General features: G+C 69.2%; 21 protein-coding genes and 1 tRNA gene. 17 read left to right on the top strand and 5 right to left on the bottom strand.

The window, feature by feature from the left end; genetic code table 11:
- Window positions 1–592 (bottom strand): TetR/AcrR family transcriptional regulator (locus E2651_RS23485; protein ID WP_135333183.1); only part of this gene is annotated, 592 nt, incomplete at its 3' end.
- Window positions 593–679: 87 nt separating this feature from the next.
- On the opposite strand from E2651_RS23485, the gene E2651_RS23480 reads away from it, so the two are divergent.
- The 9 genes from E2651_RS23480 to E2651_RS23440 all read left to right on the top strand — a co-directional run bounded on the left by E2651_RS23480 (window position 680) and on the right by E2651_RS23440 (window position 12,953).
- Entirely contained in the window at window positions 680–2,299 is a 1,620-nt protein-coding gene (locus E2651_RS23480) for a carboxyl transferase domain-containing protein (protein ID WP_135333182.1), read from the top strand.
- A 50-nt stretch (window positions 2,300–2,349) separates the two neighbouring features.
- A complete protein-coding gene (locus E2651_RS23475) occupies window positions 2,350–4,296 on the top strand; it encodes an acetyl/propionyl/methylcrotonyl-CoA carboxylase subunit alpha (protein WP_135333181.1) in 1,947 nt (648 codons plus the stop codon).
- Window positions 4,293–5,258, top strand: a complete 966-nt coding sequence (locus E2651_RS23470) for a hydroxymethylglutaryl-CoA lyase (protein ID WP_135333180.1) — start codon at window positions 4,293–4,295, stop codon at window positions 5,256–5,258. The genes E2651_RS23475 and E2651_RS23470 overlap by 4 nt, the downstream gene beginning before the upstream one ends.
- Window positions 5,259–5,264: 6 nt before the next feature.
- Complete coding sequence (locus tag E2651_RS23465) at window positions 5,265–6,419, top strand: acyl-CoA dehydrogenase family protein (protein ID WP_135333179.1); 1,155 nt, start codon at window positions 5,265–5,267, stop codon at window positions 6,417–6,419.
- Window positions 6,420–6,651: 232 nt separating this feature from the next.
- A complete protein-coding gene (locus E2651_RS23460) occupies window positions 6,652–7,689 on the top strand; it encodes an ABC transporter substrate-binding protein (RefSeq protein WP_135333178.1) in 1,038 nt (345 codons plus the stop codon).
- A gap of 165 nt (window positions 7,690–7,854) precedes the next feature.
- The gene (locus E2651_RS23455; RefSeq protein WP_135333177.1) at window positions 7,855–9,303 is read left to right on the top strand and encodes an aspartate aminotransferase family protein; all 1,449 of its coding nucleotides are present in this window, start codon (window positions 7,855–7,857) and stop codon (window positions 9,301–9,303) included.
- Complete coding sequence (locus tag E2651_RS23450; RefSeq protein WP_135333176.1) at window positions 9,287–10,582, top strand: lysine N(6)-hydroxylase/L-ornithine N(5)-oxygenase family protein; 1,296 nt, start codon at window positions 9,287–9,289, stop codon at window positions 10,580–10,582. Before E2651_RS23455 ends, E2651_RS23450 begins: the two co-directional genes overlap by 17 nt.
- Window positions 10,579–11,190, top strand: a complete 612-nt coding sequence (locus E2651_RS23445) for a GNAT family N-acetyltransferase (protein ID WP_245239123.1) — start codon at window positions 10,579–10,581, stop codon at window positions 11,188–11,190. Before E2651_RS23450 ends, E2651_RS23445 begins: the two co-directional genes overlap by 4 nt.
- Entirely contained in the window at window positions 11,187–12,953 is a 1,767-nt protein-coding gene (locus E2651_RS23440) for an IucA/IucC family siderophore biosynthesis protein (protein ID WP_135333175.1), read from the top strand. The genes E2651_RS23445 and E2651_RS23440 overlap by 4 nt, the downstream gene beginning before the upstream one ends.
- Before the next feature lie 76 nt (window positions 12,954–13,029).
- Here E2651_RS23440 and E2651_RS23435 read toward each other — a convergent pair whose 3' ends face one another.
- Window positions 13,030–14,640, bottom strand: coding sequence for a beta-N-acetylhexosaminidase (locus E2651_RS23435; protein WP_135333174.1), 1,611 nt, complete (start codon window positions 14,638–14,640; stop codon window positions 13,030–13,032).
- Between the two features lie 145 nt (window positions 14,641–14,785).
- Between E2651_RS23435 and E2651_RS23430 the strand changes: the two genes are divergently transcribed.
- The 3 genes from E2651_RS23430 to glmS all read left to right on the top strand — a co-directional run bounded on the left by E2651_RS23430 (window position 14,786) and on the right by glmS (window position 17,913).
- Entirely contained in the window at window positions 14,786–15,670 is an 885-nt protein-coding gene (locus E2651_RS23430; RefSeq protein ID WP_135333173.1) for a DUF4429 domain-containing protein, read from the top strand.
- A gap of 132 nt (window positions 15,671–15,802) precedes the next feature.
- Window positions 15,803–16,060 carry a hypothetical protein gene (locus E2651_RS23425; protein WP_135333172.1) on the top strand — a complete coding sequence of 86 codons (258 nt, stop codon included), beginning with the start codon at window positions 15,803–15,805 and terminating at the stop codon, window positions 16,058–16,060.
- Between the two features lie 35 nt (window positions 16,061–16,095).
- A complete protein-coding gene (glmS, locus tag E2651_RS23420) occupies window positions 16,096–17,913 on the top strand; it encodes a glutamine--fructose-6-phosphate transaminase (isomerizing) (protein ID WP_135333171.1) in 1,818 nt (605 codons plus the stop codon).
- 166 nt (window positions 17,914–18,079) lie between these two features.
- Here glmS and E2651_RS23415 read toward each other — a convergent pair whose 3' ends face one another.
- Window positions 18,080–18,655 (bottom strand): GPR1/FUN34/YaaH family transporter, encoded by a 576-nt coding sequence (locus tag E2651_RS23415; protein ID WP_135333170.1) that lies wholly within the window; start codon window positions 18,653–18,655, stop codon window positions 18,080–18,082.
- A gap of 153 nt (window positions 18,656–18,808) precedes the next feature.
- Window positions 18,809–19,333 carry a universal stress protein gene (locus E2651_RS23410; RefSeq protein WP_135333169.1) on the bottom strand — a complete coding sequence of 175 codons (525 nt, stop codon included), beginning with the start codon at window positions 19,331–19,333 and terminating at the stop codon, window positions 18,809–18,811.
- A gap of 480 nt (window positions 19,334–19,813) precedes the next feature.
- Between E2651_RS23410 and E2651_RS23405 the strand changes: the two genes are divergently transcribed.
- The 5 genes from E2651_RS23405 (at window position 19,814) to E2651_RS23385 (ending at window position 22,962) form a co-directional block, all read left to right on the top strand.
- Entirely contained in the window at window positions 19,814–20,137 is a 324-nt protein-coding gene (locus tag E2651_RS23405; RefSeq protein ID WP_135333184.1) for a hypothetical protein, read from the top strand.
- 423 nt (window positions 20,138–20,560) lie between these two features.
- Window positions 20,561–21,799: a helix-turn-helix domain-containing protein gene (locus tag E2651_RS23400; protein WP_135333168.1), complete on the top strand. Its 1,239-nt coding sequence runs from the start codon at window positions 20,561–20,563 to the stop codon at window positions 21,797–21,799.
- A gap of 10 nt (window positions 21,800–21,809) precedes the next feature.
- Entirely contained in the window at window positions 21,810–22,412 is a 603-nt protein-coding gene (gene orn, locus E2651_RS23395) for an oligoribonuclease (RefSeq protein WP_135333167.1), read from the top strand.
- A gap of 111 nt (window positions 22,413–22,523) precedes the next feature.
- Window positions 22,524–22,596 (top strand) — tRNA-His (locus E2651_RS23390).
- A 108-nt stretch (window positions 22,597–22,704) separates the two neighbouring features.
- Entirely contained in the window at window positions 22,705–22,962 is a 258-nt protein-coding gene (locus E2651_RS23385; protein ID WP_135333166.1) for a hypothetical protein, read from the top strand.
- Between the two features lie 62 nt (window positions 22,963–23,024).
- Here the strand turns inward: E2651_RS23385 and E2651_RS23380 are convergent, their stop codons facing one another.
- The gene (locus E2651_RS23380; protein WP_135333165.1) at window positions 23,025–23,219 is read right to left on the bottom strand and encodes a hypothetical protein; all 195 of its coding nucleotides are present in this window, start codon (window positions 23,217–23,219) and stop codon (window positions 23,025–23,027) included.
- Between the last annotated feature and the right edge of the window lie 145 nt (window positions 23,220–23,364).

Raw genomic sequence — 23,364 nt, 5'->3', positions numbered from 1 at the left:
CCCCCTCCCCGGCCGACGCGAACGCCCCGCGCGCCAGGCGGTGCAGCAGCTCCGACATGGCCGCACGGCTCGGCAGCACGTCGCGGCGGCTCAGGTGCGGCGTGGAGTTGAGCAGCCCGAAGACCGCGTGCACGGTGACCCGCGCCGCGTTCTCGGCGAGGGCCGGGTAGACCTTGCGTACGACGTCGACCCAGATCTCCACGTACTGCCGCTGGAGCTGGCGGACCAGCTTGCGGTCGCTGTCCCGCAGGCGGTCCAGCTCCCGGTCGTGCAGGGTGATCAGGGAGCGGTCGTCGAGCGCGAAGTCGATGTGCCCCTCGATGAGCGAGTCGAGGACCCGCCCCGGCGAGCCGTCCGTGTCGGCCACGCACCGCTTGCCGCCCGTCAGGAGCTGGCCGCTGATGCCGACGAGCAGCTCGGCGAGCATCGCGTCCTTGCCCTCGAAGTGCCGGTAGAGGCCGGGCCCGCTGATGCCGACGGCGGCTCCTATCTCATCGACTCCGACTCCATGGAAGCCCCGCTCGGCGAAGAGCCGCGCGGCCTCCCTGAGGATCTGCTCACGACGGGTGGGGGCATCGGTTCTGGTGGCCATGAAATTAATTCTAGACAGGTCGGTTAGCGGTCGTTAACCTTGAGGAAACGCGTTAACGCTCATTAACCGAGCAAGGGGGCTCGACGGATGCAGCAGGCAGCACCAGTCCTTGCGAGCGCGGCTGATCCCGCGTCCGAGGCATGGCGGACGAACGAGGCGGCGCACACCGCCCTCGTCGAAGGTCTGCGGGCCAAGCTCGCGGCGGCCAGGCTCGGCGGCGGCGAGCGGGCCCGCGCCCGCCATGTCGCGCGCGGCAAGCTGCTGCCCCGCGACCGCGTGGACGCCCTGCTCGACCCCGGCTCGCCCTTCCTGGAGCTGGCACCCCTGGCGGCCGACGGGCTCTACGGCGGGGATGCTCCGGCCGCCGGTGTCATCGCCGGGATCGGCCGGGTCTCCGGGCGCACCTGCGTGATCGTCGCCAATGACGCCACCGTCAAGGGCGGGACGTACTACCCGATGACGGTGAAGAAGCACCTGCGGGCCCAGGAGGTGGCCCTGGAGAACCGCCTCCCGTGTCTCTACCTGGTGGACTCCGGCGGCGCCTTCCTGCCCATGCAGGACGACGTCTTCCCGGACCGCGAGCACTTCGGGCGGATCTTCTACAACCAGGCGCGGATGTCCGGCGCGGGCGTCCCGCAGATCGCGGCCGTGCTCGGCTCGTGCACGGCGGGCGGTGCGTATGTCCCGGCGATGAGCGACGAGGCGGTGATCGTCCGCAATCAGGGCACGATCTTCCTCGGCGGCCCGCCCCTGGTGAAGGCCGCGACCGGCGAGGTCGTGACGGCCGAGGAGCTGGGCGGCGGCGAGGTCCACTCCCGGGTCTCCGGGGTGACGGACCACCTCGCGGAGGACGACGCGCACGCGCTGCGGATCGTCCGCACGATCGTCTCCACCCTGCCCGAGCGCGGCGAACTGCCGTGGTCCGTCCGGCCGGTGGAGGAGCCCAAGGTCGACCCGATGGGGCTCTATGGAGCGGTGCCGACGGACTCCCGCACCCCCTATGACGTCCGGGAAGTCATCGCGCGCGTGGTCGACGGCTCGCGCTTCGCCGAGTTCAAGGCGGAGTACGGCCAGACGCTGGTGACGGGCTTCGCCCACCTTCACGGCCACCCGGTCGGCATCATCGCGAACAACGGCATCCTGTTCTCCGAATCCGCCCAGAAGGGCGCCCACTTCATCGAGCTGTGCGACCAGCGCGGCATCCCCCTGGTCTTCCTGCAGAACATCTCGGGCTTCATGGTCGGCAGGGACTATGAAGCGGGCGGCATCGCCAAGCACGGCGCGAAGATGGTGACGGCCGTGGCCTGCACGCGCGTACCGAAACTGACGGTGGTGATCGGCGGTTCGTACGGCGCGGGGAACTACTCGATGTGCGGCCGTGCCTACAGCCCCCGCTTCCTGTGGATGTGGCCGAACGCCAAGATCTCGGTGATGGGCGGCGAGCAGGCCGCTTCGGTCCTCGCGACCGTCAAGCGCGACCAGTTGGAGGCGCGCGGCGAACAGTGGTCGGCGGCGGACGAGGAAGCCTTCAAGGACCCGGTCCGCGCCCAGTACGAACAGCAGGGCAATGCCTACTACGCCACGGCCCGCCTCTGGGACGACGGCGTGATCGACCCCATGGAGACCCGGCAGGTCCTCGGCCTCGCCCTGACCGCCTGCGCCGAGGCCCCGCTGGGCGAGCCCGGCTTCGGCGTCTTCCGGATGTGAGGCGGACGATGACCGATTTCAGCAGGAGTGACTTCAGCGGGAGAGGGACGATGTTCGACACCGTGCTGGTCGCCAACCGAGGCGAGATCGCGGTCCGCGTCATCCGTACGCTGCGGGCGCTCGGCGTCCGCTCGGTCGCCGTGTTCAGCGACGCGGACGCGGACGCACGGCATGTGCGCGAGGCGGACACGGCCGTACGGATCGGCCCGGCACCGGCCGCCGAGAGCTATCTGTCCGTGGAGCGCCTGCTCGAGGCCGCGGCCCGGACGGGCGCCCAGGCGGTGCACCCCGGCTATGGATTCCTCGCGGAGAACGCGGAGTTCGCGCGGGCCTGCGCCGGCGCCGGGCTCGCCTTCATCGGCCCGCCCGCGGAGGCCATCTCCCTCATGGGCGACAAGATCCGCGCCAAGGAGACGGTCAAGGCGGCCGGCGTCCCGGTCGTGCCGGGCTCTTCGGGCAGCGGCCTGACCGATGCCCAACTGGCCGACGCCGCACGGGAGATCGGCACCCCCGTCCTGCTCAAGCCCTCCGCGGGCGGCGGCGGCAAGGGCATGCGCCTGGTGCGGGACGCCGCGCTCCTCGCGGACGAGATCGCGGCCGCCCGGCGCGAGGCGCGCGCCTCCTTCGGCGACGACACGCTGCTCGTGGAGCGGTGGATCGACCGCCCCCGGCACATCGAGATCCAGGTCCTCGCGGACGGCCGGGGGAATGTGATCCACCTCGGCGAGCGCGAATGCTCGCTCCAGCGCCGCCACCAGAAGATCATCGAGGAGGCGCCGAGCGTCCTCCTGGACGAGGCCACGCGCGCCGCGATGGGCGAGGCGGCGGTCCAGGCGGCCCGCTCCTGCGGGTACGCGGGCGCGGGCACGGTGGAGTTCATCGTGCCCGGCAAGGACCCCTCGTCGTACTACTTCATGGAGATGAACACCCGGCTCCAGGTGGAGCACCCGGTGACCGAGCTGATCACGGGCCTCGACCTGGTGGAGTGGCAGCTGCGGGTGGCGGCCGGGGAGGAACTCCCCTACGAACAGAAGGACATCACGCTCACCGGCCACGCGATCGAGGCCCGCATCTGCGCGGAGGACCCCTCGCGCGGCTTCCTGCCGTCGGGCGGCACCGTGCTCGCCCTGCACGAGCCGCAGGGCGACGGCGTGCGGACCGACTCCGGGCTGAGCGAGGGCACGGAGGTCGGGAGTCTGTACGACCCGATGCTGTCGAAGGTCATCGCGTACGGCCCCGACCGCGCGACGGCCATACGGAAACTGCGGGCCGCGCTCGCCCGGACGGTGACGCTGGGCGTGCCGACGAACGCCGGCTTCCTGCGGCGGCTCCTGGCCCACCCCTCGGTGATCGCCGGGGAGTTGGACACGGGACTCGTCGAGCGGGAGGCGGACGCCCTGGTGCCCGACGGGGTGCCCGACGAGGTGTACGAGGCCGCGGCGGCGGTGCGCACCGCCGCACTCGAGCCCACCGGCGACGGCTGGCGGGACCCGTTCTCGGTCCCGGCGGGCTGGCGCATCGGCGGCACCCCCGCGCCGCTGACGCACTGGCTCCGCGTACCGGGCAACGACCCCGTCGCGCACATCGCCGCCGAGGGCCCGCGCACCGTCGAGCCCGGCAGCGTCACGGTCCACCTGGAGGGCCTCACCCACACGTTCCACCGCGCCGGCGACTGGCTGGGCCGGGACGGCGACGCCTGGCACGTCCAGGACCACGACCCCGTCGAGGCGAACCTCAGCGGCTCCGCCCACAGCGGCGCCGACGCCCTCACCGCCCCCATGCCCGGCACGGTCACCGTCGTCAAGGTGTCCACCGGCGATCACGTGGCCGCGGGCCAGAGCCTCCTCGTCGTGGAGGCCATGAAGATGGAGCACGTCATCTCCGCCCCGCACGCGGGCACTGTCGCCGAACTCGACGTCACACCGGGCTCGACCGTCGCCATGGACCAGGTCCTGGCCGTGGTCCTCCCCGACGAGCCGGCGGAGGAGAAGACATGACCACCTCAGCGCGGCCCGGCCTCCCCATGGTCGTCCCCACCCAGGATCTGCCGCCCCGCGTCCGTATCTACGAGGTGGGCGCCCGCGACGGCCTGCAGAACGAGAAGACGGTCGTCCCCACGGAGATCAAGGCGGAGTTCATCCACCGCCTCGCGGACGCGGGTCTCACCACCATCGAGGCGACCAGCTTCGTCCACCCCAAGTGGGTGCCCCAACTGGCCGACGCCGAGCAGCTGTTCCCCCTCCTGGAGGGCGTGGACGCCAAGCTCCCGGTCCTCGTGCCGAACGGCCGGGGCCTCGACCGGGCCCTGGCCCTCGGCGTCCGCAGCGTCGCCGTCTTCGTGAGCGCCACCGAGTCCTTCGCCCACGCCAACCTCAACCGCACGGTGGACGAGGCGCTTGCCATGTCCGAGCCGGTCGTCGCCCGCGCGCGCGAACAGAAGGTGCGTGTCCGGGGCTATGTCTCCATGTGCTTCGGCGACCCCTGGGAGGGCCCCGTGCCCATCGCCCAGGTGGTCAGGGTCTGCCGCGCGCTCCTGGACATGGGCTGCGAGGAGCTCAGCCTGGGCGACACGATCGGCGTGGCGACACCGGGTCACGTCCTCGCGCTGCTCGCCGAGCTGAACGAGGAGGGCGTGCCCACCGACCGCATCGGCGTGCATTTCCACGACACGTACGGCCAGGCGCTCTCCAACACCCTCGCCGCCCTCCAGCACGGGGTGCGCACGGTCGACGCGTCGGCCGGCGGCCTCGGCGGCTGCCCGTACGCGCAGAGCGCCACCGGCAATCTCGCCACGGAAGACCTCGTATGGATGCTCGACGGCCTCGGTATCGAGACCGGCGTCGACCTCGGCCGTCTCACCGCCACCAGCGCGTGGATGGCCGGACAGCTGGGCCGACCCAGCCCCTCCCGCACTGTCCGCGCCCTCGCGAAAGCGACAGAGCCCGACCAGGAGCAGTGAACAGCGATGGACCACCGTCTGTCCCCCGAGCACGAAGAACTCCGCCGCACCGTGGAGGAGTTCGCGCACGACGTCGTCGCCCCGAAGATCGGCGACCTCTACGAACGCCATGAGTTCCCGTACGAGATCGTCCGTGAGATGGGCCGCATGGGCCTGTTCGGACTGCCCTTCCCCGAGGAGTACGGCGGGATGGGCGGCGACTATCTCGCCCTCGGCATCGCGCTCGAGGAGCTGGCGCGGGTCGACTCCTCCGTGGCGATCACCCTGGAGGCGGGCGTCTCCCTCGGCGCGATGCCGATCCACCTCTTCGGTACGGAGGAGCAGAAGCGGGAGTGGCTGCCCCGGCTCTGCTCCGGTGAACTCCTCGGCGCCTTCGGCCTGACCGAGCCGGACGGCGGCTCGGACGCGGGCGGCACGCGGACCACCGCGGTGCGCGAAGGCGACGAGTGGGTGATCAACGGCTCGAAGTGCTTCATCACCAACTCCGGTACGGACATCACGGGTCTGGTCACGGTCACCGCCGTCACCGGCCGCAAGCCGGACGGCCGCCCGCTGATCTCCGCGATCATCGTGCCGTCCGGGACGCCCGGATTCACGGTGGCCGCCCCGTACTCGAAGGTGGGGTGGAACGCCTCGGACACCCGCGAGCTGGCCTTCTCCGACGTCCGGGTCCCCGCGGCGAACCTGCTCGGCGAAGAGGGCCGCGGCTACGCCCAGTTCCTGCGGATCCTGGACGAGGGCCGGATCGCGATCTCCGCGCTCGCCACGGGCCTGGCGCAGGGCTGTGTCGACGAGTCGGTGAAGTACGCCAAGGAGCGGCACGCCTTCGGGAAGCCGATCGGCGCCAACCAGGCGATCCAGTTCAAGATCGCCGACATGGAGACGCGGGCGCACATGGCCCGGGTCGGCTGGCGGGACGCGGCGTCGCGCCTGGTGAGCGGGGAGCCGTTCAAGAAGGAGGCGGCGATCGCGAAGCTGTACTCCTCGACGGTCGCCGTCGACAACGCCCGTGAGGCCACGCAGATTCATGGCGGGTACGGCTTCATGAACGAGTACCCGGTGGCCCGGATGTGGCGGGACTCGAAGATCCTGGAGATCGGGGAGGGGACCAGCGAGGTGCAGCGCATGCTGATCGCGCGGGAGCTGGGCTTCGCCGGGTAGCCCCGGGCTACGAGGATCTCCGGGTAACCCCGGGGCTTCGAGGAACTCCGGGTAACCCCGAGGGCTTCGAGGAACTCCGGGTAACCCCGAGGGCTTCGACGAACTCCGGGTAACCCCGAGGGCCTCGATGGCAGGCGCCAGGGGCCACTGGACACCGCGTTAGGTTAGGTTAACCTAAGTGCTGGTTCCGGCCAGTGGCCCCGCCGCCGTCCTCACGAAAGCAGAGACCCACATGTCCCACGCCCGCCTCCCCCAGCCCTCCCGTCGCGGCATTCTCGCCGCCGGTGGCGCCCTCGGCCTCACGGCCCTGCTGGCAGCCTGCGGCGACGAGAAAGACGGCGGTTCGGGCAAGGCGGACGCCTCGGGCTCCGGGCCCTGGAGCTTCAAGGACGACCGCGGCACCACTGCCAAGAGCAAGTCCACGCCGAAGAACATCGTCGCCTTCACCGGCGTCGCCGCCGCCCTCTTCGACTACGGCATCGAGGTCAAGGGCGTCTTCGGCCCGACGAAGACCAAGGACGGCAAGCCCGATGTCCAGGCCGGCGACATGGACATCAGCAAGCTGACGATCCTCGGCAACGAGTGGGGCAAGTTCAACATCGAGAAGTACGCGGGCCTCGCCCCCGACCTCCTCGTCTCCACGATGTTCGATGACGCGGGCACCCTCTGGTCCGTCCCCGAGGAGAGCAAGGACAAGATCCTTAAAGTCGCCCCGAGCACCGGCATCAGCGTCTTCGACCGCAAGATGACCGAGCCCCTGCAGCGCCTCCTCGCACTCGCCGAGTCGCTGGGCGCCGACGTGAAGGCCGACAAGGTCGTCAAGGCGAAGAAGCGCTTCGAGGCCGCGGCCGAGCGGCTGCGCAAGGTCGCCAAGGCGAACAAGGACATCAAGGTCCTTGTCGGCTCGGCCAGTCAGGACATCTTCTACGTCTCGGGCACGAACCTCTCCGCCGACCTTGAGTACTTCAAGTCCCTCGGCGTGAACTTCGTCGAGCCGTCCGAGAGCGCCAAGAAGGCGAGTGGCGGCTGGTTCGAGAACCTGAGCTGGGAGAACGTCAACAAGCACGCCGCGGACGTGATCATGATGGACAACCGCACCGCCACCATCCAGCCCGCCGACCTGGACAAGCCGACCTGGGCGAAGCTGCCCGCGGTCAAGGCCGGGCAGGTCATCCCCCGCGTCACCGAGCCCATTTACTCGTACGACAAGTGCGCCCCGATCCTCGAGGGCCTCGCCGACGCGATCGAGAAGGCCAAGAAGGTCAGCTGACGCCCTGACCTCCCCGGACATGAGCCGCCCCCTCCGCATCACGGAGGGGGCGGCTCCGTTTTTGTGCCTCCTGGTGACGACTGACGTCCCCTGGGTTTATTGAATCAGGGAAGTTAGGTTAGGCTTACCTCACTTCCCCAAGTCACCTCACCCAGAGGACCGTTCATGCGCTCGCACCTGCTCAACGACACCACCGCGGAGCGTTACCGCAGCTCCGTGACCGAAGGAGTCGAGCGGGTGGCGGCCAGAATCGCCACCACCTCCCGCCCGTTCACCGGCATCTCCGTCGACGAACTCGCTCCCCGTATCGAGGCCGTCGACCTGGACGAGCCCCTGCACGACACGATCGCCGCCCTGGACGAGCTCGACGAGCTCTACCTGCGCGACGCCGTGTACTTCCACCACCCGCGCTATCTCGCACACCTCAACTGCCCGGTCGTCATCCCCGCCGTCCTGGGCGAGGCCGTGCTCTCCGCCGTCAACTCCTCCCTCGACACCTGGGACCAGTCCGCGGGCGGCACGCTCATCGAGCGCCGCCTCATCGACTGGACCGCCGAGCGCATCGGGCTCGGCCCGGCCGCCGACGGCGTGTTCACCAGCGGCGGCACGCAGTCCAATCTGCAGGCCCTGCTGCTCGCCCGCGAGGAGGCGGCGAAGGCAGGAAAGCCCAACGACCGCCTGCGCATCTTCGCCTCCGAGGTCGGCCACTTCAGCGTCCAGAAAGCCGCGACGCTGCTCGGCCTCGGCGAGCACGCGGTCGTCTCCATCCCCACCGACCAGAACAAGCGCATGCAGACCGTGGCCCTCGCCCGCGAGCTCGAGCGCTGCCGCCGCGACGACCTCTCCCCCATGGCGGTCGTCGCCACCGCCGGAACCACCGACTTCGGTTCCATCGACCCGCTGCCCGAGATCGCCGGACTGTGCGAGCAGTACGAGACCTGGCTGCACGTCGACGCGGCGTACGGCTGCGGACTGCTCGCCTCGCGCAAGAACCGGCATCTGATCGACGGCATCGAGCACGCCGACTCCGTAACCGTCGACTACCACAAGTCCTTCTTCCAGCCGGTGAGTTCGTCCGCCGTGCTGGTGCGGGACGGCGCGACGCTGAGCCACGCGACGTACCACGCGGAGTACCTCAACCCGCGCCGCATGGTGCAGGAGCGCATCCCCAACCAGGTCGACAAGTCCCTCCAGACGACGCGCCGCTTCGACGCCCTGAAGCTGTGGATGACGCTGCGCGTGATGGGCGCGGACGCGATCGGCGACCTCTTCGACGAGGTCTGCGCCCTCGCGGAGGAGGGCTGGAAGCTGCTCGCCGCCGACCCCCGCTATGACGTGGTCGTCGAGCCCCAGCTCTCGACGCTCGTCTTCCGCTACATCCCCGCGCCGATCTGCGACCCCTCCGCCATCGACCGGGCCAACCTCTACGCCCGCAAGGCCCTGTTCGCCTCCGGTGACGCCGTCGTGGCGGGCACCAAGGTGGGCGACCGCCAGTACCTGAAGTTCACCCTGCTCAACCCCGAGACCACGGCCGACGACATCTCGGCCGTCCTCGATCTGATCGCCGGCCACGCCGAGCAGTACCTGGGAGAGACCCTTGACCGCGCTTCCTGAAAACGCGCTTCCTGATCACCGAGAAACCCTGGACTTCATCGGCATCGGGCTCGGCCCCTTCAACCTCGGCCTCGCCTGTCTGACCGAGCCCGTCGACGAGCTGAACGGCCTGTTCCTGGAGTCCAAGCCGGACTTCGAGTGGCACTCGGGCATGTTCCTCGACGGCGCCCACCTCCAGACGCCGTTCATGTCCGACCTGGTCACCCTCGCGGACCCCACATCCCCCTACTCATTCCTCAACTACCTGAAGGAATCAGGGCGGTTGTACTCGTTCTACATCCGCGAGAACTTCTATCCGCTGCGCACCGAGTACAACGACTACTGCCGCTGGGCCGCCGCGAAACTCTCGTCGGTCCGCTTCAGCACGACGGTGAGCGAGGTGACGTACGAGGAGGAGAACGATCTCTACGTCGTCCGCACCGACACCGGCGACACCTTCCGCGCCCGCCACCTCGTCCTCGGCACCGGCACCCCGCCGCACATCCCCGAGCCCTGCGCGGACCTCGGCGGGGACTTCATCCACAACTCCCGCTATCTGCAGGCCAAGCAGGAGCTCCAGCGGAAGAAGTCGATCACGCTCGTCGGCAGCGGCCAGTCCGCCGCCGAGATCTACCAGGACCTCCTGAGCGAGATCGACGTACACGGCTACCAACTCAACTGGGTCACCCGCTCCCCGCGCTTCTTCCCGCTCGAGTACACGAAGCTGACGCTGGAGATGACCTCTCCGGAGTACGTCGACTACTTCCACGCGCTGCCCGAAGAGACCCGCTACCGCCTGCAGGACCAGCAGAAGACCCTCTTCAAGGGCATCGACGGCGACCTCATCAACGAGATCTTCGACCTGCTCTACCAGAAGAACATCGGCGGCCCGGTGCCGACGCGTCTGCTCACCAACTCCTCGGTGCAGAGCGCCCGTTACGAGAACGGCAGCTACACCCTCGGCCTGCGCCAGGAGGAGCAGGGCAGGGACTTCGAGCTGAGCTCGGAGGGCCTGATCCTCGCCACCGGCTATCAGTACGTCACTCCGGACTTCCTGAAGCCGGTGCGCGACCGGATCCGCTGGGACGGCCGAGGCCGCTACGAGGTCGCCCGCAACTACTCCATCGACACCACGGGGCGCGGCATATTCCTGCAGAACGGCGCCGTGCACGCCCACTCACTCACCAGCCCCGACCTGGGCATGGGCCCCTACCGCAACGCCTACATCATCGGCGAGCTGCTCGGCTGCGAGTACTACCCCGTCGAGAAGTCCATCGCCTTCCAGGAGTTCGCCGTATGAGCAGCCGTATGAGCGCCACCACAGGAGAGCTGACCCTCCGCCCCCTCGACCCCCTGAAGGACTCCGAGCTCCTGCACGCCTGGGTCACCCACCCCAAGGCCGCGTTCTGGATGATGCAGGACGCCACGCTCCCGGACGTCGAGCGCGAGTACATGGCGATCGGGGCCGCCGAACACCACGACGCGTTCCTCGGCCTGCACGACGGCGTGCCCGCGTTCCTGATGGAGCGGTACGACCCCGCGTACGTCGAACTCGTGGGTCTGTACGAGCCCCAACCCGGCGACGTGGGCATGCACTTCCTCACCGCACCGTCCGACGTCCGCGTCCCCGGCTTCACCCGTGCCGTGATCACCAAGGTGATGGCGACGCTCTTCGCCGACCCCGCAACCCGACGCGTCGTCGTCGAACCCGACGTACGCAACCAGGCGGTGCACGCCCTCAACGAAGCCGTCGGGTTCCGTCCCGCACACGTCATCCAGAAGCCGGAGAAGGAAGCCCTGCTGAGCTTCTGCACCCGCGAGCAGTTCGAAGAAGCAGTACGCGAAGAAGCAGTACGCGAAGCAGCAGTACGCGAAGCAGCAGTAAGCGAAAGGGATTTGGCGATATGACCCTGTCCGACGCCGTGGCGCACCTGACCCCCGAGCGCTGGGAGCAGGCCAACCGCCTCCTCATCCGCAAGGCCATCGCCGAGTTCTCCCACGAGCGGCTCTTCACCCCGGAACCGCTGGGCGACGCCACCTACGTCATCCGCAGCGACGACGCCCTGACCCGCTACCGGTTCAGCGCCCGCCGCCTGCGGCTCGACCACTGGCACATCGACGCCGACTCGATCACCCGTCACCGCGACGGCGCCGAACTCCCCCTGGACGCCCTGGAGTTCTTCGTCGAGCTGCGCACGGCCCTCGGCCTGAGCGACGAGATCCTGCCGGTCTACCTGGAGGAGATCTCCTCCACCCTCTCCGGCACCTGCTACAAACTGACCAAGCCCGCGATCCCGGCCGCCGAGCTCTCCCGCTCCGGCTTCCAGGAGATCGAGACGGGCATGACCGAGGGCCACCCCTGCTTCGTCGCCAACAACGGGCGGCTCGGCTTCGGCGTGCACGAGTACCTCTCGTACGCTCCCGAGACCGCGAGCCCCGTGCGTCTGGTGTGGCTGGCGGCGAGCAGGGAGCGGGCGGCCTTCACGGCGGGCGCGGGCCTGGAGTACGAGTCGTTCCTGCGGGCCGAGCTGGGCCAGGAGACCCTGGACCGCTTCGACCGGAAACTCCGCGACCAGGGCCTGGACCCCGACGACTACCTCCTCATCCCGGCCCACCCCTGGCAGTGGTGGAACAAGCTGTCGGTGACCTTCGCGGCCGAGGTCGCCCAGCGGCGCCTGGTGTGCCTGGGCGAGGGCGGCGACGAGTATCTGGCCCAGCAGTCGATCCGTACCTTCTTCAACGCCACCGAACCCGCCAAGCACTATGTGAAGACGGCGCTCTCCGTCATCAACATGGGCTTCATGCGCGGTCTTTCGGCGGCGTACATGGAGGCGACCCCGGCGATCAACGACTGGCTCGCGAACCTCATCGACACCGACGAGACCCTGAAGTCCACGGGCCTGACGATCATCCGTGAGCGCGCCGCCGTCGGCTATCGCCACCTGGAGTACGAGGCCGCGACCGACCGCTACTCCCCCTACCGCAAGATGCTCGCCGCCCTGTGGCGCGAGAGCCCCGTGCCGTCGCTGGCCGAGGGCGAGCAACTGGCCACCATGGCATCGCTGTTGCACACCGACCGGGACGGCGCGTCCTTCGCGGGAGCCCTCATCGAGCGCTCCGGGCTCACCCCTGCCGCGTGGCTGCGCGGCTATCTGCACGCCTACCTGACGCCGCTCCTGCACAGCTTCTACGCGTACGACCTCGTCTTCATGCCGCACGGCGAGAACGTGATCCTGGTCCTGAAGGACGGCGTCGTACAGCGGGCGATCTTCAAGGACATCGCCGAGGAGATCGCGGTCATGGACCCGGACGCGGTGCTTCCGCCGACGGTCGAGCGGCTGCGCGTCGAGGTCCCCGAGGGCCAGAAGCTCCTGTCGATCTTCACGGACGTCTTCGACTGCTTCTTCCGCTTCCTGTCGGCGAACCTCGTCACGGAGGGCCTCATCGACGAGGAGGGCTTCTGGGCGGCGGTCACCGAGTGCGTCACCACGTACCAGGAGGCCACGCCCCAACTGGCCGACAAATTCAAGCAGTACGACCTGTTCGCCCCGGAGTTCGCGCGGTCCTGCCTGAACCGGCTGCAGCTGCGGGACAACGAGCAGATGGTCGACCTCGCCGATCCGGCGGGCGCGCTGCAGCTGGTGGGGACGCTGAAGAACCCGATCGCGTAAGCGGTCGTCCCTCATGAGCCGAGTGGGGCTCCCAAGACGGTCCTTGGGAGCCCCACTCATATACGTACGCAGACGGCTACTTGGACGGCCAAGGCACCTGAGGCGACTTGTAGTAGTCCATGCCCATCGCGTCCCAGCGCGGGCCCTGTGCCGCGAGCCGCACCTTGTACTTGTCCCAGTCGTGGGTCGACGCGGGCGACCAGCCGAGCTCGGCGATGCCCGGAAGCCGCGGGAACGCCATGTACTCGATGTGCCGGGACTCCCAGATCGTCTCCGACCACAGCGGTGCCTCGACACCCTGGATCGAGTCCGCGGGCGCGCCCGTCAGATACGTCCCCGGGTCCCAGTCGTAGCTGCGCCGCACCTCGACATAGCCCGCCCAGGCCAGGCCCAGCGGGGTGTCCTTGTTGTACTTCATGTCCATGTAGGCGCGGTCGGCGGGCGAGAGGACCAGCTTGGTGCCGTTCTTCGCCGCGTTCGCGACCTGCTCGCGCTCGGCGGCACTGGTCGCGTCGTAGCCCCAGTACTGCGCGAGCGCGCCCTTCGCGGGTGTCGCGCCGGTCAGCTGATGCCAGCCGATCGCCGTCTTCCCGTACTTGGCGACCACGGGCTGCACCTTGTTCATGAACGCCACATAGTCCTCGTGGCTGGTGGAGTGCGCCTCGTCGCCGCCGATGTGGATGTACTTGCCGGGCGTCATGGCGGCGAGCTCGCGGATCACGTCGTCCACGAAGTCGTACGTCACGTCCTTCTTCACGCACAGCGAGCTGAAGCCGACCTCGGTGCCGGTGTAGAGCGGGGGCGCCACGCCGTTGCAGTTCAGCTCGGCGTACGAGGCGAGCGCGGCGTTCGTGTGGCCCGGCATGTCGATCTCGGGGATCACCTCGAGCTGACGCGCGGAGGCGTACGCGATGATCTCCTTGTACTGGGCCTTCGTGTAGTAGCCGCCCTTGCCGCCGCCGACCTGCGTGGAGCCGCCGTACTCGGCGAGCTTGGGCCAGGAGTCGATGGCGATGCGCCAGCCCTGGTCGTCGCTCAGGTGCAGATGCAGCTTGTTGACCTTGTAGAGCGACATCTGGTCGATGTAGCGCTTGACCTTGTCCACCGAGAAGAAGTGGCGTGAGACGTCGAGCATCGCGCCGCGGTATTCGTAGCGGGGCTTGTCCTCGATGGTGCCGCCGGCGATCAGCCAGGGTCCGGCCTGCTTCGTCTTCTTCTCGGCGGCCGCGGGAAGGTGCTGGCGCAGCGTCTGTACGCCGTAGAAGAGTCCGGCGGCCTTGCGGGCGGTGATGGTGACGGAACCGCTCTTGGACTCGAGGCGGTAGCCCTCGTCGCCCAGGGACTTGTCCTTGGAGGCGAGCCGAAGGCGGATGCCGTCGCGGCCCTCGTCGTCGGTGACGTTGAGCGCGTAGCCGGTGGAGGGGCGCAGGACGCCCGCCAGATAGCTGCCGATCTGCCGCGCGTCACGCGAGTCGTCGACCCGGATGCGGGTCTTGGAGTTGATCTCGTACGCCGATCCGCCGGGGACGGCCGACGCGGGCGCCGGGATCACCTGGCCGAGCGGGGTCGGGGCGGGGGTCGTGGCGGCCTCCTGACCGGACGGCACGGCGGCCACCGACGAGAGTCCGGCCGCGGCGACGAGCAGCAGCGAGCCGAACAGGCGGGTCGATCTGTGGTGCTCTCTCACAAGCGGGTCCCTTCGACGGGGCTACGTCACGGGTGGCGCCTCACTGTGGTGCATCGCAATCGAACGGTCACATGGGTACCTTGCGCCCCGTGACGGGTCAAGGGTGTAGACCACTTCTCCCGCCTGCCGATGGAAGAATCGTCGCATGGCGGAAATCATCCAGCGCGACGGGACCTGGACCTTCGACGGAGAGACGCTGCGCCTTGTGCCGGGCCACGACAAGAACGTGTCTCTGCTGCGCAAGACGCTGGGCGAACTGGCCGTGCCCCTGGCCGCGTTGGCGGGAATCGCCTTCGAACAGGGCAAGAAGTCGGGCCGGTTGAGATTGCGCCTGCGGGACGGCGCGGACCCGCTCCTCCAGGCCGCCGGCGGCAAGCTCGGGGACTCCGCGGACCCCTATCAGCTGACGGTGGAGCCGGACCGGTACGGGGTCGCGGAGTACGTCGTGGACGAGGTGCGCAACGCGCTGCTGCTCGACCAGGTGCCGTCCGCGCCCTGCGAGAGCTATCTGCTGACGGGGCCTTCCGTGCCGCTCTCGGTCTCCGCGGGGGACGGCACCGCGAGCTTCGACGGTGAGCACATCCGCCTGGAGTGGAACTGGAAGACGGAGGAGGCGAAGTCCGCGTCCGGTACGCGCTCGCTGGCGCTCGCCGATGTGGCCGCGGTGGAGTGGCAGCCCGCGGCCGGCCTGGAGAACGGATACCTCCGCTTCACCGTGCGGCACTCCCCCACCAAGGCCCCGCCGAAGTACGACCCGAACTCGGTCGAGCTGTGGGGCTTCAAGAAGGACCCGCTGATGGCGCTGGTCGCTGCCGCTGTGCAGGTGCGGTTGCCTCACCCGGCGGAGTCCTCAGAGGCGCCCCCCGCCCTGGCGGCGAAGCCCACGCCCGCGCCGCTTGCCGCGCCGGCGGAGGATGATCACGACGCGTTGCTTCGGCGGCTGCGGGAGCTCGGGGAGCTTCACCGGTCCGGGATACTCACCGATGAGGAGTTCACCGCCGCCAAGCAGGCCGTCCTGAAACGCCTCTAGCCCGCCGCTTCGCGGCGGATCTTCCCCGCCCACCCACTCGATTGCCCCGCATCGGGCCGGATTCCGCCACGACCCTGCCCGGAATCGGGCAGGATTGTTGCACCCGGAGGCCTATTCCTCCAGGATCAACGAATGCACGACGACCTGGTGGACCACCTGACCCGCAGCACCCCGCTCCAGCGGGGCGAAGCCCTGCGGGTCATCCAGGACGTGCTCGCCTACTTCGACGAGACGACCGAACAGTTCGTCCGTCGCCGCCACCGTGAACTGCAAGGTCAGGGCCTGCTGAACGCGGCGATCTTCGAGCAGATCTCGGCGGACCTCGAATACCGCGCGGTCGCGCCGCCCGAGCTCAGTCTCAGACAGCTGCGCCGCATGATCTACGGCTGAGAAACACCCAACCCTCTACGGCTAGGACACCCTCTATGTGCGGAATCGTCGGTTATATCGGCAAGCGTGACGTCGCCCCGCTCCTCCTCGAAGGCCTGCAGCGCCTGGAGTACCGCGGCTACGACTCCGCCGGCGTCGTCATCACGGGCCCCAAGGCCACCGGCCTGAAGATGGTCAAGGCGAAGGGCCGCGTCCGCGACCTGGAGGCCAAGGTCCCGGCCCGCTTCAAGGGCACGACCGGCATCGCCCACACCCGCTGGGCCACCCACGGCGCGCCGTCCGACGAGAACGCCCACCCGCACATGTCGGGCGACAACAAGGTCGCCGTCGTCCACAACGGCATCATCGACAACGCCTCCGAGCTGCGCGCCAAGCTCTCCGCCGACGGCGTCGAGTTCCTCTCCGAGACGGACACCGAGGTCCTCACCCACCTCATCGCCCGCGCCCAGGCGGACAAGCTGGAGGACAAGGTCCGCGAGGCCCTGCGCCACGTCGAGGGCACGTACGGCATCGCCGTCCTGCACGCCGACTTCAACGACCGCATCGTCGTCGCCCGCAACGGCTCCCCCGTCGTCCTCGGCATCGGCGAGAAGGAGATGTTCGTCGCCTCGGACGTCGCCGCGCTCGTCTCGCACACCCGCCAGGTCGTCACCCTCGACGACGGCGAGATGGCCACCCTCAAGGCCGACGACTACCGCACGTACACGACCGAGGGCTCGCGCACGACCGCCTCGCCGACCACCGTGGAGTGGGAGGCCGAGTCGTACGACATGGGCGGCCACGACACGTACATGCACAAGGAGATCTTCGAGCAGCCCGACGCGGTGGACCGTGTCCTGCGCGGCCGCATCGACGACCGCTTCTCCACCGTGCACCTCGGCGGCCTGAACCTCGACGCGCACGACGCCCGCAAGGTGCGCCGCGTCAAGATCCTGGGCTGCGGCACCTCGTACCACGCGGGCATGATCGGCGCCCAGATGATCGAGGAGCTTGCCCGCATCCCCGCCGACGCCGAGCCGGCGTCCGAGTTCCGCTACCGCAACCCGGTCGTGGACCCCGACACCCTCTACATCGCGGTCTCCCAGTCCGGCGAGACGTACGACGTCCTGGCCGCCGTCCAGGAGCTCAAGCGCAAGGGCGCCCGCGTCCTGGGCGTCGTGAACGTCGTCGGCTCGGCGATCGCCCGTGAGGCCGACGCGGGCGTGTACGTCCACGCGGGCCCGGAGGTCTGCGTCGTATCGACCAAGTGCTTCACCAACACCACCGTCGCGTTCGGCCTGCTCGCGCTGCACCTGGGCCGCATCCGTGACCTGTCGGTCTCCGACGGCAAGCGGATCATCGAGGGCCTGCGCAAGCTGCCCGGCCAGATCTCGGAGATCCTCAAGCGGGAGGACGAGATCAAGAAGATCGCGAAGGAGTACGCGGACGCCCGCTCGATGCTCTTCATCGGACGCGTACGCGGCTACCCCGTCGCCCGCGAGGCCTCCCTGAAGCTCAAGGAGGTCTCGTACATCCACGCCGAGGCCTACCCGGCCTCCGAGCTCAAGCACGGCCCGCTCGCTCTCATCGAGCCCGCGCTCCCCACGGTCGCGATCGTCCCGAACGACGACCTCCTGGAGAAGAACCGCGCCGCCCTGGAGGAGATCAAGGCCCGCAGCGGCAAGATCCTCGCGGTCGCGCACCAGGAGCAGGAGAAGGCCGACCAGACGATCGTCGTCCCGAAGAACGAGGACGAGCTGGACCCGATCCTGATGGGCATCCCGCTCCAACTGCTCGCCTACCACACGGCGTTGGCCCTGGGCAGGGACATCGACAAGCCGAGGAACCTGGCCAAGTCGGTGACGGTGGAGTAGGAGCACACCCGTCGGGGGGCGCCCCGTCAGGGGCGCGGGGAACTGCGCGACAAGCCCCCACGCCCCGCACCCGACAGCCAAACGGAACGGGCCCCACGCGTGCCACCAACGCAGGGGCCCGTCCCCAGAGGGCCAGGGGCGCCCATTCCCCCGACCCGCGCCTGCCTCAGCCAGTAGCCGTCACTCCCCGGCCGGCAGGCCGCCCGCGCCCCGGGAGAGCCGTGGGCCAGTCGGCAAGGGCTGCCGTCGCTCCGTACCAGGCGAGCAGGCCGCCGACCGCGGCGAACCAGCCGCCCGCCTTCGCGAGTCCCGCGCTGTCGCCGAACAGCGCCACGGCGATCAGCACGAGGGACACGAAGAGCAGTCCGTACGTCCCCCGCGCGAGCGCCGCGCCACCGGGTGCCCCCAGGGTCAGGCTGAGCGTGACGAGCGCGAAGAGCAGCAGGAAGAGGCCCGCGGCGTTGGCGGAGGCCTTGACGTCCGCCGTGCTGCCCCAGGTGAACCAGAGCGCGCCGAGCGCGGTGAAGGCCGTACCGGTGAACGCGTCACTGTCGCGGAACGCGAACAGGCCGGCGACGAACAGCGCGACGCCGCCGACGAACGTCGCGAGGACGGCGGCGTCCGTCGCCGTCACTCCGTCGATCACTTCGGTGTGACCGATTCCGAAGGCCAACAGCGTGAGTCCCAGGGCGAGATGGCCGAGAGTCGAAGTGATGCTTCCCGCAGAGACGTCTTTGTCCACGGCGGGCTCCCTTCAGGTGCGGTGTGCAGTTGTTGTGCCCCCTGTACGTACCCTTCACAAGGGCACAAACCACCTCTACGCACGAGTAGATTTATCTACACCGCAAGGAAGTTGACGCCGCGGCACCCGCATCTCACCTGGGACGACGGGACGTTACGGAATGACAACGACGGGCCGTTGCGCGCGGCGCGCGAGCCGGCCCGCGACCGAACCGAAGATGCGCCCCACGATCCCGTGCGTCGATCCGACGACGATGGCGTCCGCGGAGTACTCGCGGCCCACCTCTTCGAGTTCGTGACAGATGTCGCCGCCCCGCTCGACGAGGATCCAGGGCACTTCGGCCAGATAGTCCGCACAGGCCAGCTCGAGACCGAGCACTTCCGTGCGGTGGTCCGGCACATCGACGAAGACCGGCGGCTCGCAGCCCGCCCACACCGTGGTGGGCAGCCGGTTGGCGACGTGCACGATGATCAGGCCGGAGCCGGAGCGATGGGCCATCCCGATCGCGTACGAGAGCGCTCGCTCACTGGAGGTCGAGCCGTCGAAACCGACGACGACCCCGTGCCGGAAGGCCGGATCGCAGGAGTGACGTGGTTCTTCCGCCGCCTGGGGGGTCGCTGTCGGATCGGCGACCTGCCGCTTGCGGTCCGCGGGTTCGGAAAATTCGTGACCGGCCATGGGTGTCTCGGCGAAGGAGTCCTCTGTGGGAGGGTCGGCTTTTTTCGGGTCGTACGACGCAGTATGGAACAAGACGGAACAAGATCGGGCAGGGACGGGTAGAGAGCTGCGAAAGCACCGGAGCTGTGTCCGGGAATCATCTTCCCAACCCCATACCCCCAAGGGTACGGCGACACTCCTCTCCTGCCCAGGTCCTGTCCACGGATGGGGACAGGACCTGCGGGAGCCTCACGGCGTTCACCGGAGCATGCATGAGCAGCGCCCGTATGGCAATGGTTGCTGCCTCGTACAGGCGGTTTGGGCACCTACCCGCGTGGCCCCGCTTTCACGCCAGTGACCGGCCGCGCGGCCACGCGTTGAACCTCTGAACACCACCGCCACAGGGAGCACGCCGTGCCACGACCGCCGACCGCGTCCCCACTCGCCGCACAGAGCCGCCGCCGCACATCCGAGGGGGCGCGCGAGCGCCGACGGGCCGGCGTGCCGGCGCCGCGCGACGAGGAGACGCCGGTCGCCCCGGCGCAGGAATCGGCGAGCGATGTCGTCCGCTGGGCCGCGTTCAGCTGCGTCCTGGTGCCCGTCGTCCTTGTCGGGTACGGGACGTCGCTGGCCGGGGCCGCCGGGTCGGCCGTCGGACTCGCCGCCGTGACGGGGGTCTGCCGGGTGCTCCTGCGGCAGTCCGAGCGAGGGGCGGCGCGGCTGATCGCCGAGCAGGGATGTGCCCACCGGGGGCGGCACGGGCGGACGGGTGCGGGGGCGCACAGGGGCGGTCGGCATGCTGGTGGGTCCACGCCGGGGGACTGACCGATTCGCGCACACACACCCGTTGCTTTTCAGCCAACTTCCGGTGGGCGCACATTCCTTGGCCGAACGGGTACTCAACCCCGGTCCCACCAGGGCTGAAAGGTGTGAAAAAGGCTCTGGCACCCTACGGGGACCGGCCACGGAGCGGAGGCGCACTTCCCTGCAACGCCCGTGAGTGCAACGCTTCGTGATCGAATGCTTCACGCCAAGTTGCCATGTCGACATAGTGCCGGGTCCTTAACTGGTCACCCCGGCACCACGGGACGCAGTAGATTCGATCATGACTGTATTACGGCGGGGGACTGGTGGAGGACCGAGGGGAAACGTGCAGGAGCGACAGGTCCGACAAGAGCGCCGAGAACACAGAACACGCAGAGCGCGCCAGGAACAGGGAGCCGCGACGACCGAGGGGGGCTTAGCGCCATGAGCCACGACTCCACTGCCGTGCAAGAGGCCGCGGCTCGGAAACTCTCCGGGCGGCGACGCCGGGAGATCGTCGCGGTGCTGCTGTTCAGCGGGGGCCCCATCTTCGAGAGCTCGATACCGCTCTCCGTGTTCGGCATCGACCGGCAGGACGCCGGGGTCCCCCGGTATCGGCTGCTGGTCTGCGCCGGCGAAGAGGGACCGCTGCGTACGACCGGCGGTCTCGAACTCACCGCACCGCATGGCCTGGAAGCGATCGGGCGGGCCGGCACCGTCGTCGTACCGGCCTGGCGGTCGATCACATCGCCGCCGCCGCCGGAGGCGCTCGACGCGCTCCGGCGCGCGCACGAAGAGGGCGCGCGCATCGTGGGTCTGTGCACCGGTGCGTTCGTGCTCGCCGCGGCAGGGCTGCTCGACGGCCGTCCGGCGACCACACACTGGATGTACGCGCCGACGCTGGCCAAGCGATATCCGTCCGTCCATGTGGACCCGCGCGAGCTGTTCGTCGACGACGGCGACGTACTCACCAGCGCCGGGACCGCGGCCGGGATCGATCTGTGCCTGCACATCGTGCGCACGGACCACGGCAACGAGGCGGCGGGCGCGCTCGCCCGCAGGCTCGTCGTGCCACCGCGCAGGGCGGGCGGACAGGAGCGTTACCTCGACCGGTCACTGCCCGAGGAGATCGGCGCGGATCCGCTGGCCGAGGTCGTCGCCTGGGCGCTGGAGCATTTACACGAACAGTTCGACGTGGAGACCCTGGCCGCGCGCGCGTACATGAGCAGGCGCACCTTCGACCGCAGGTTCCGCTCGCTCACCGGGAGCGCCCCCCTGCAGTGGCTGATCACCCAGCGCGTACTGCAGGCGCAGCGGCTGCTCGAGACCTCCGACTACTCCGTCGACGAGGTCGCGGGCCGCTGCGGCTTCCGCTCGCCGGTGGCGCTGCGGGGTCACTTCCGCCGCCAGCTGGGCTCGTCGCCCGCCGCCTACCGGGCCGCCTACCGCGCCCGCAGGCCGCAGGGCGAGCGATCCCTGGAGGCCGCCGCGGCAGCGGCGAGCGCGCAGGCGATGCCCGCCGCTGCCTCCGAGGGCGGTCCCGTACCGCTGCAGACGCGTCGTACGGCGGCTGCGAGTGCCCTGGGACCGACGGCCTCGCTGTCGGCGGATCCGGGAAAGCCGAGCTCAGATGTGTACGCGCCAGGCCGTCCGCCTCTGCCCGGGCAGAGGAGTGCGCCGTAGGGTAAGACGCATGAACGATCGCATGGTGTGGATCGACTGCGAGATGACCGGGCTCTCGCTGACGGATGACGCACTTATCGAGGTGGCTGCACTGGTCACCGACTCGGAACTGAACGTGCTCGGCGAAGGTGTGGACATCGTGATCCGCCCGCCGGACGCGGCGCTGGAGACCATGCCCGAGGTGGTGCGCAAAATGCACACCGCCTCGGGGCTCCTCGACGAGCTGGCCGGCGGCACCACGCTGGCCGACGCCGAGGAGCAGGTCCTGGCGTACGTACGTGAGCACGTCAAGGAGCCGCGCAAGGCTCCGCTCTGCGGGAACTCGGTCGGCACCGACCGCGGCTTCCTTCTCCGCGACATGCAGACACTGGAGGAGTTCCTCCACTACCGCATCGTCGACGTCTCCTCGATCAAGGAGCTCGCCAGGCGCTGGTACCCCCGGGCGTACTTCAACAGCCCGGACAAGAACGGCAACCACCGGGCGCTCGCCGACATCCGCGAGTCCATCGCCGAGCTGCGCTACTACCGCGAGGCGATCTTCGTGCCCCAGCCCGGCCCGGACTCGGACACCGCGAAGACGATCGCGGCCAAGCACGTCGTGCCCGCGGAGTAACCTCCGCGGAAGCCCTGTGTACAGGGTCCGCAAAACGTGTGCGCGAGCACCCCTTCGGACCCTGTACACTTTTTCTCGGCCGGTCAGAAGAACGACAAAAGACCGGACATGGTGGGTGTAGCTCAGTTGGTAGAGCACCTGGTTGTGGTCCAGGTGGCCGCGGGTTCAAGTCCCGTCACTCACCCTGAATGAAGAAGGCCCGATCCGCGAAAGCGGGTCGGGCCTTCTTCATGCCGCCTGACTCATCCCGAGCCGCAGGGTGACGCCTTCACGTGATCTTCGTTGACAGCCCATGAAGAAGATCACCGCGCTCGCCGTCCTGAGCATCGCCACCCTGGCCCTTGCCTCTCCCGCCCACGCCGACAACGACGACAACTTCGGCGGCGGCATGAACGCCGCGAACAACTGGAACTTCACCGCCGCCGCCGTCTGCCTTCAGGAAGTGGCCGTAGTGCCGGCCCTGGGCGACTGGGTGGGCGACCACGCCAACAACTGCTCCGACGGCAACGTCATCGACCACGCGGGGAGGGCCTTGCCGCCCCTCCGCTGAACACCCCTCCATCTGCCCCGCACCCGATCAGGCGCGGGGCTTCGTCACTTCGGAGCGGCCGCCTAGTCGCCGTCGCCGCCGGACGACGACCGGCTCGAACTCCCGCTCTTCCCGGCGCTGCTCAGCAGCTCGCCCACGCCCCGCGTCAGCCACGCCACCACGCGGACCCAGCGGGGGCCGCCGCGCTCCGCCCACACCACACACACGCATCCGCCGACGGCCAGCGCCAGGACTCCGAGCAACACCACAATGGCCATGGTCCCCATCCCCGTATTCGTCATCCCCGTATTCGTACAAGTCCTGGTGATCTTCTCAGGCGGGGAGGGGCAGGCCCAGAGCCCTCAGGACGAGGCTCGCGGCACCAGTTCCGTGGGCAGGATGATCTGCGGGCGGTCCAGGCGG

The sequence above is a fragment of the Streptomyces sp. MZ04 genome, from assembly GCF_004684775.1.
In the GTDB taxonomy this organism is placed as follows: Bacteria; Actinomycetota; Actinomycetes; order Streptomycetales; family Streptomycetaceae; genus Streptomyces.
Note: the sequence above shows the minus strand (reverse complement) of the source record. Positions and strands in the feature narration are given on the sequence as shown.

Coding starts and splice junctions, on each gene's coding strand:
- E2651_RS23475 (WP_135333181.1), top strand. CDS start 2,350: ATGTTCGACACCGTGCTGGTCGCCAACCGAGGCGAGATCGCGGTCCGC.
- E2651_RS23425 (WP_135333172.1), top strand. CDS start 15,803: ATGCACGACGACCTGGTGGACCACCTGACCCGCAGCACCCCGCTCCAG.
- E2651_RS23445 (WP_245239123.1), top strand. CDS start 10,579: ATGAGCAGCCGTATGAGCGCCACCACAGGAGAGCTGACCCTCCGCCCC.
- glmS (WP_135333171.1), top strand. CDS start 16,096: ATGTGCGGAATCGTCGGTTATATCGGCAAGCGTGACGTCGCCCCGCTC.
- E2651_RS23455 (WP_135333177.1), top strand. CDS start 7,855: ATGCGCTCGCACCTGCTCAACGACACCACCGCGGAGCGTTACCGCAGC.
- E2651_RS23385 (WP_135333166.1), top strand. CDS start 22,705: ATGAAGAAGATCACCGCGCTCGCCGTCCTGAGCATCGCCACCCTGGCC.
- orn (WP_135333167.1), top strand. CDS start 21,810: ATGAACGATCGCATGGTGTGGATCGACTGCGAGATGACCGGGCTCTCG.
- E2651_RS23400 (WP_135333168.1), top strand. CDS start 20,561: ATGAGCCACGACTCCACTGCCGTGCAAGAGGCCGCGGCTCGGAAACTC.
- E2651_RS23480 (WP_135333182.1), top strand. CDS start 680: ATGCAGCAGGCAGCACCAGTCCTTGCGAGCGCGGCTGATCCCGCGTCC.
- E2651_RS23380 (WP_135333165.1), bottom strand. CDS start 23,219: ATGGCCATTGTGGTGTTGCTCGGAGTCCTGGCGCTGGCCGTCGGCGGA.
- E2651_RS23430 (WP_135333173.1), top strand. CDS start 14,786: ATGGCGGAAATCATCCAGCGCGACGGGACCTGGACCTTCGACGGAGAG.
- E2651_RS23470 (WP_135333180.1), top strand. CDS start 4,293: ATGACCACCTCAGCGCGGCCCGGCCTCCCCATGGTCGTCCCCACCCAG.
- E2651_RS23410 (WP_135333169.1), bottom strand. CDS start 19,333: ATGGCCGGTCACGAATTTTCCGAACCCGCGGACCGCAAGCGGCAGGTC.
- E2651_RS23465 (WP_135333179.1), top strand. CDS start 5,265: ATGGACCACCGTCTGTCCCCCGAGCACGAAGAACTCCGCCGCACCGTG.
- E2651_RS23460 (WP_135333178.1), top strand. CDS start 6,652: ATGTCCCACGCCCGCCTCCCCCAGCCCTCCCGTCGCGGCATTCTCGCC.
- E2651_RS23440 (WP_135333175.1), top strand. CDS start 11,187: ATGACCCTGTCCGACGCCGTGGCGCACCTGACCCCCGAGCGCTGGGAG.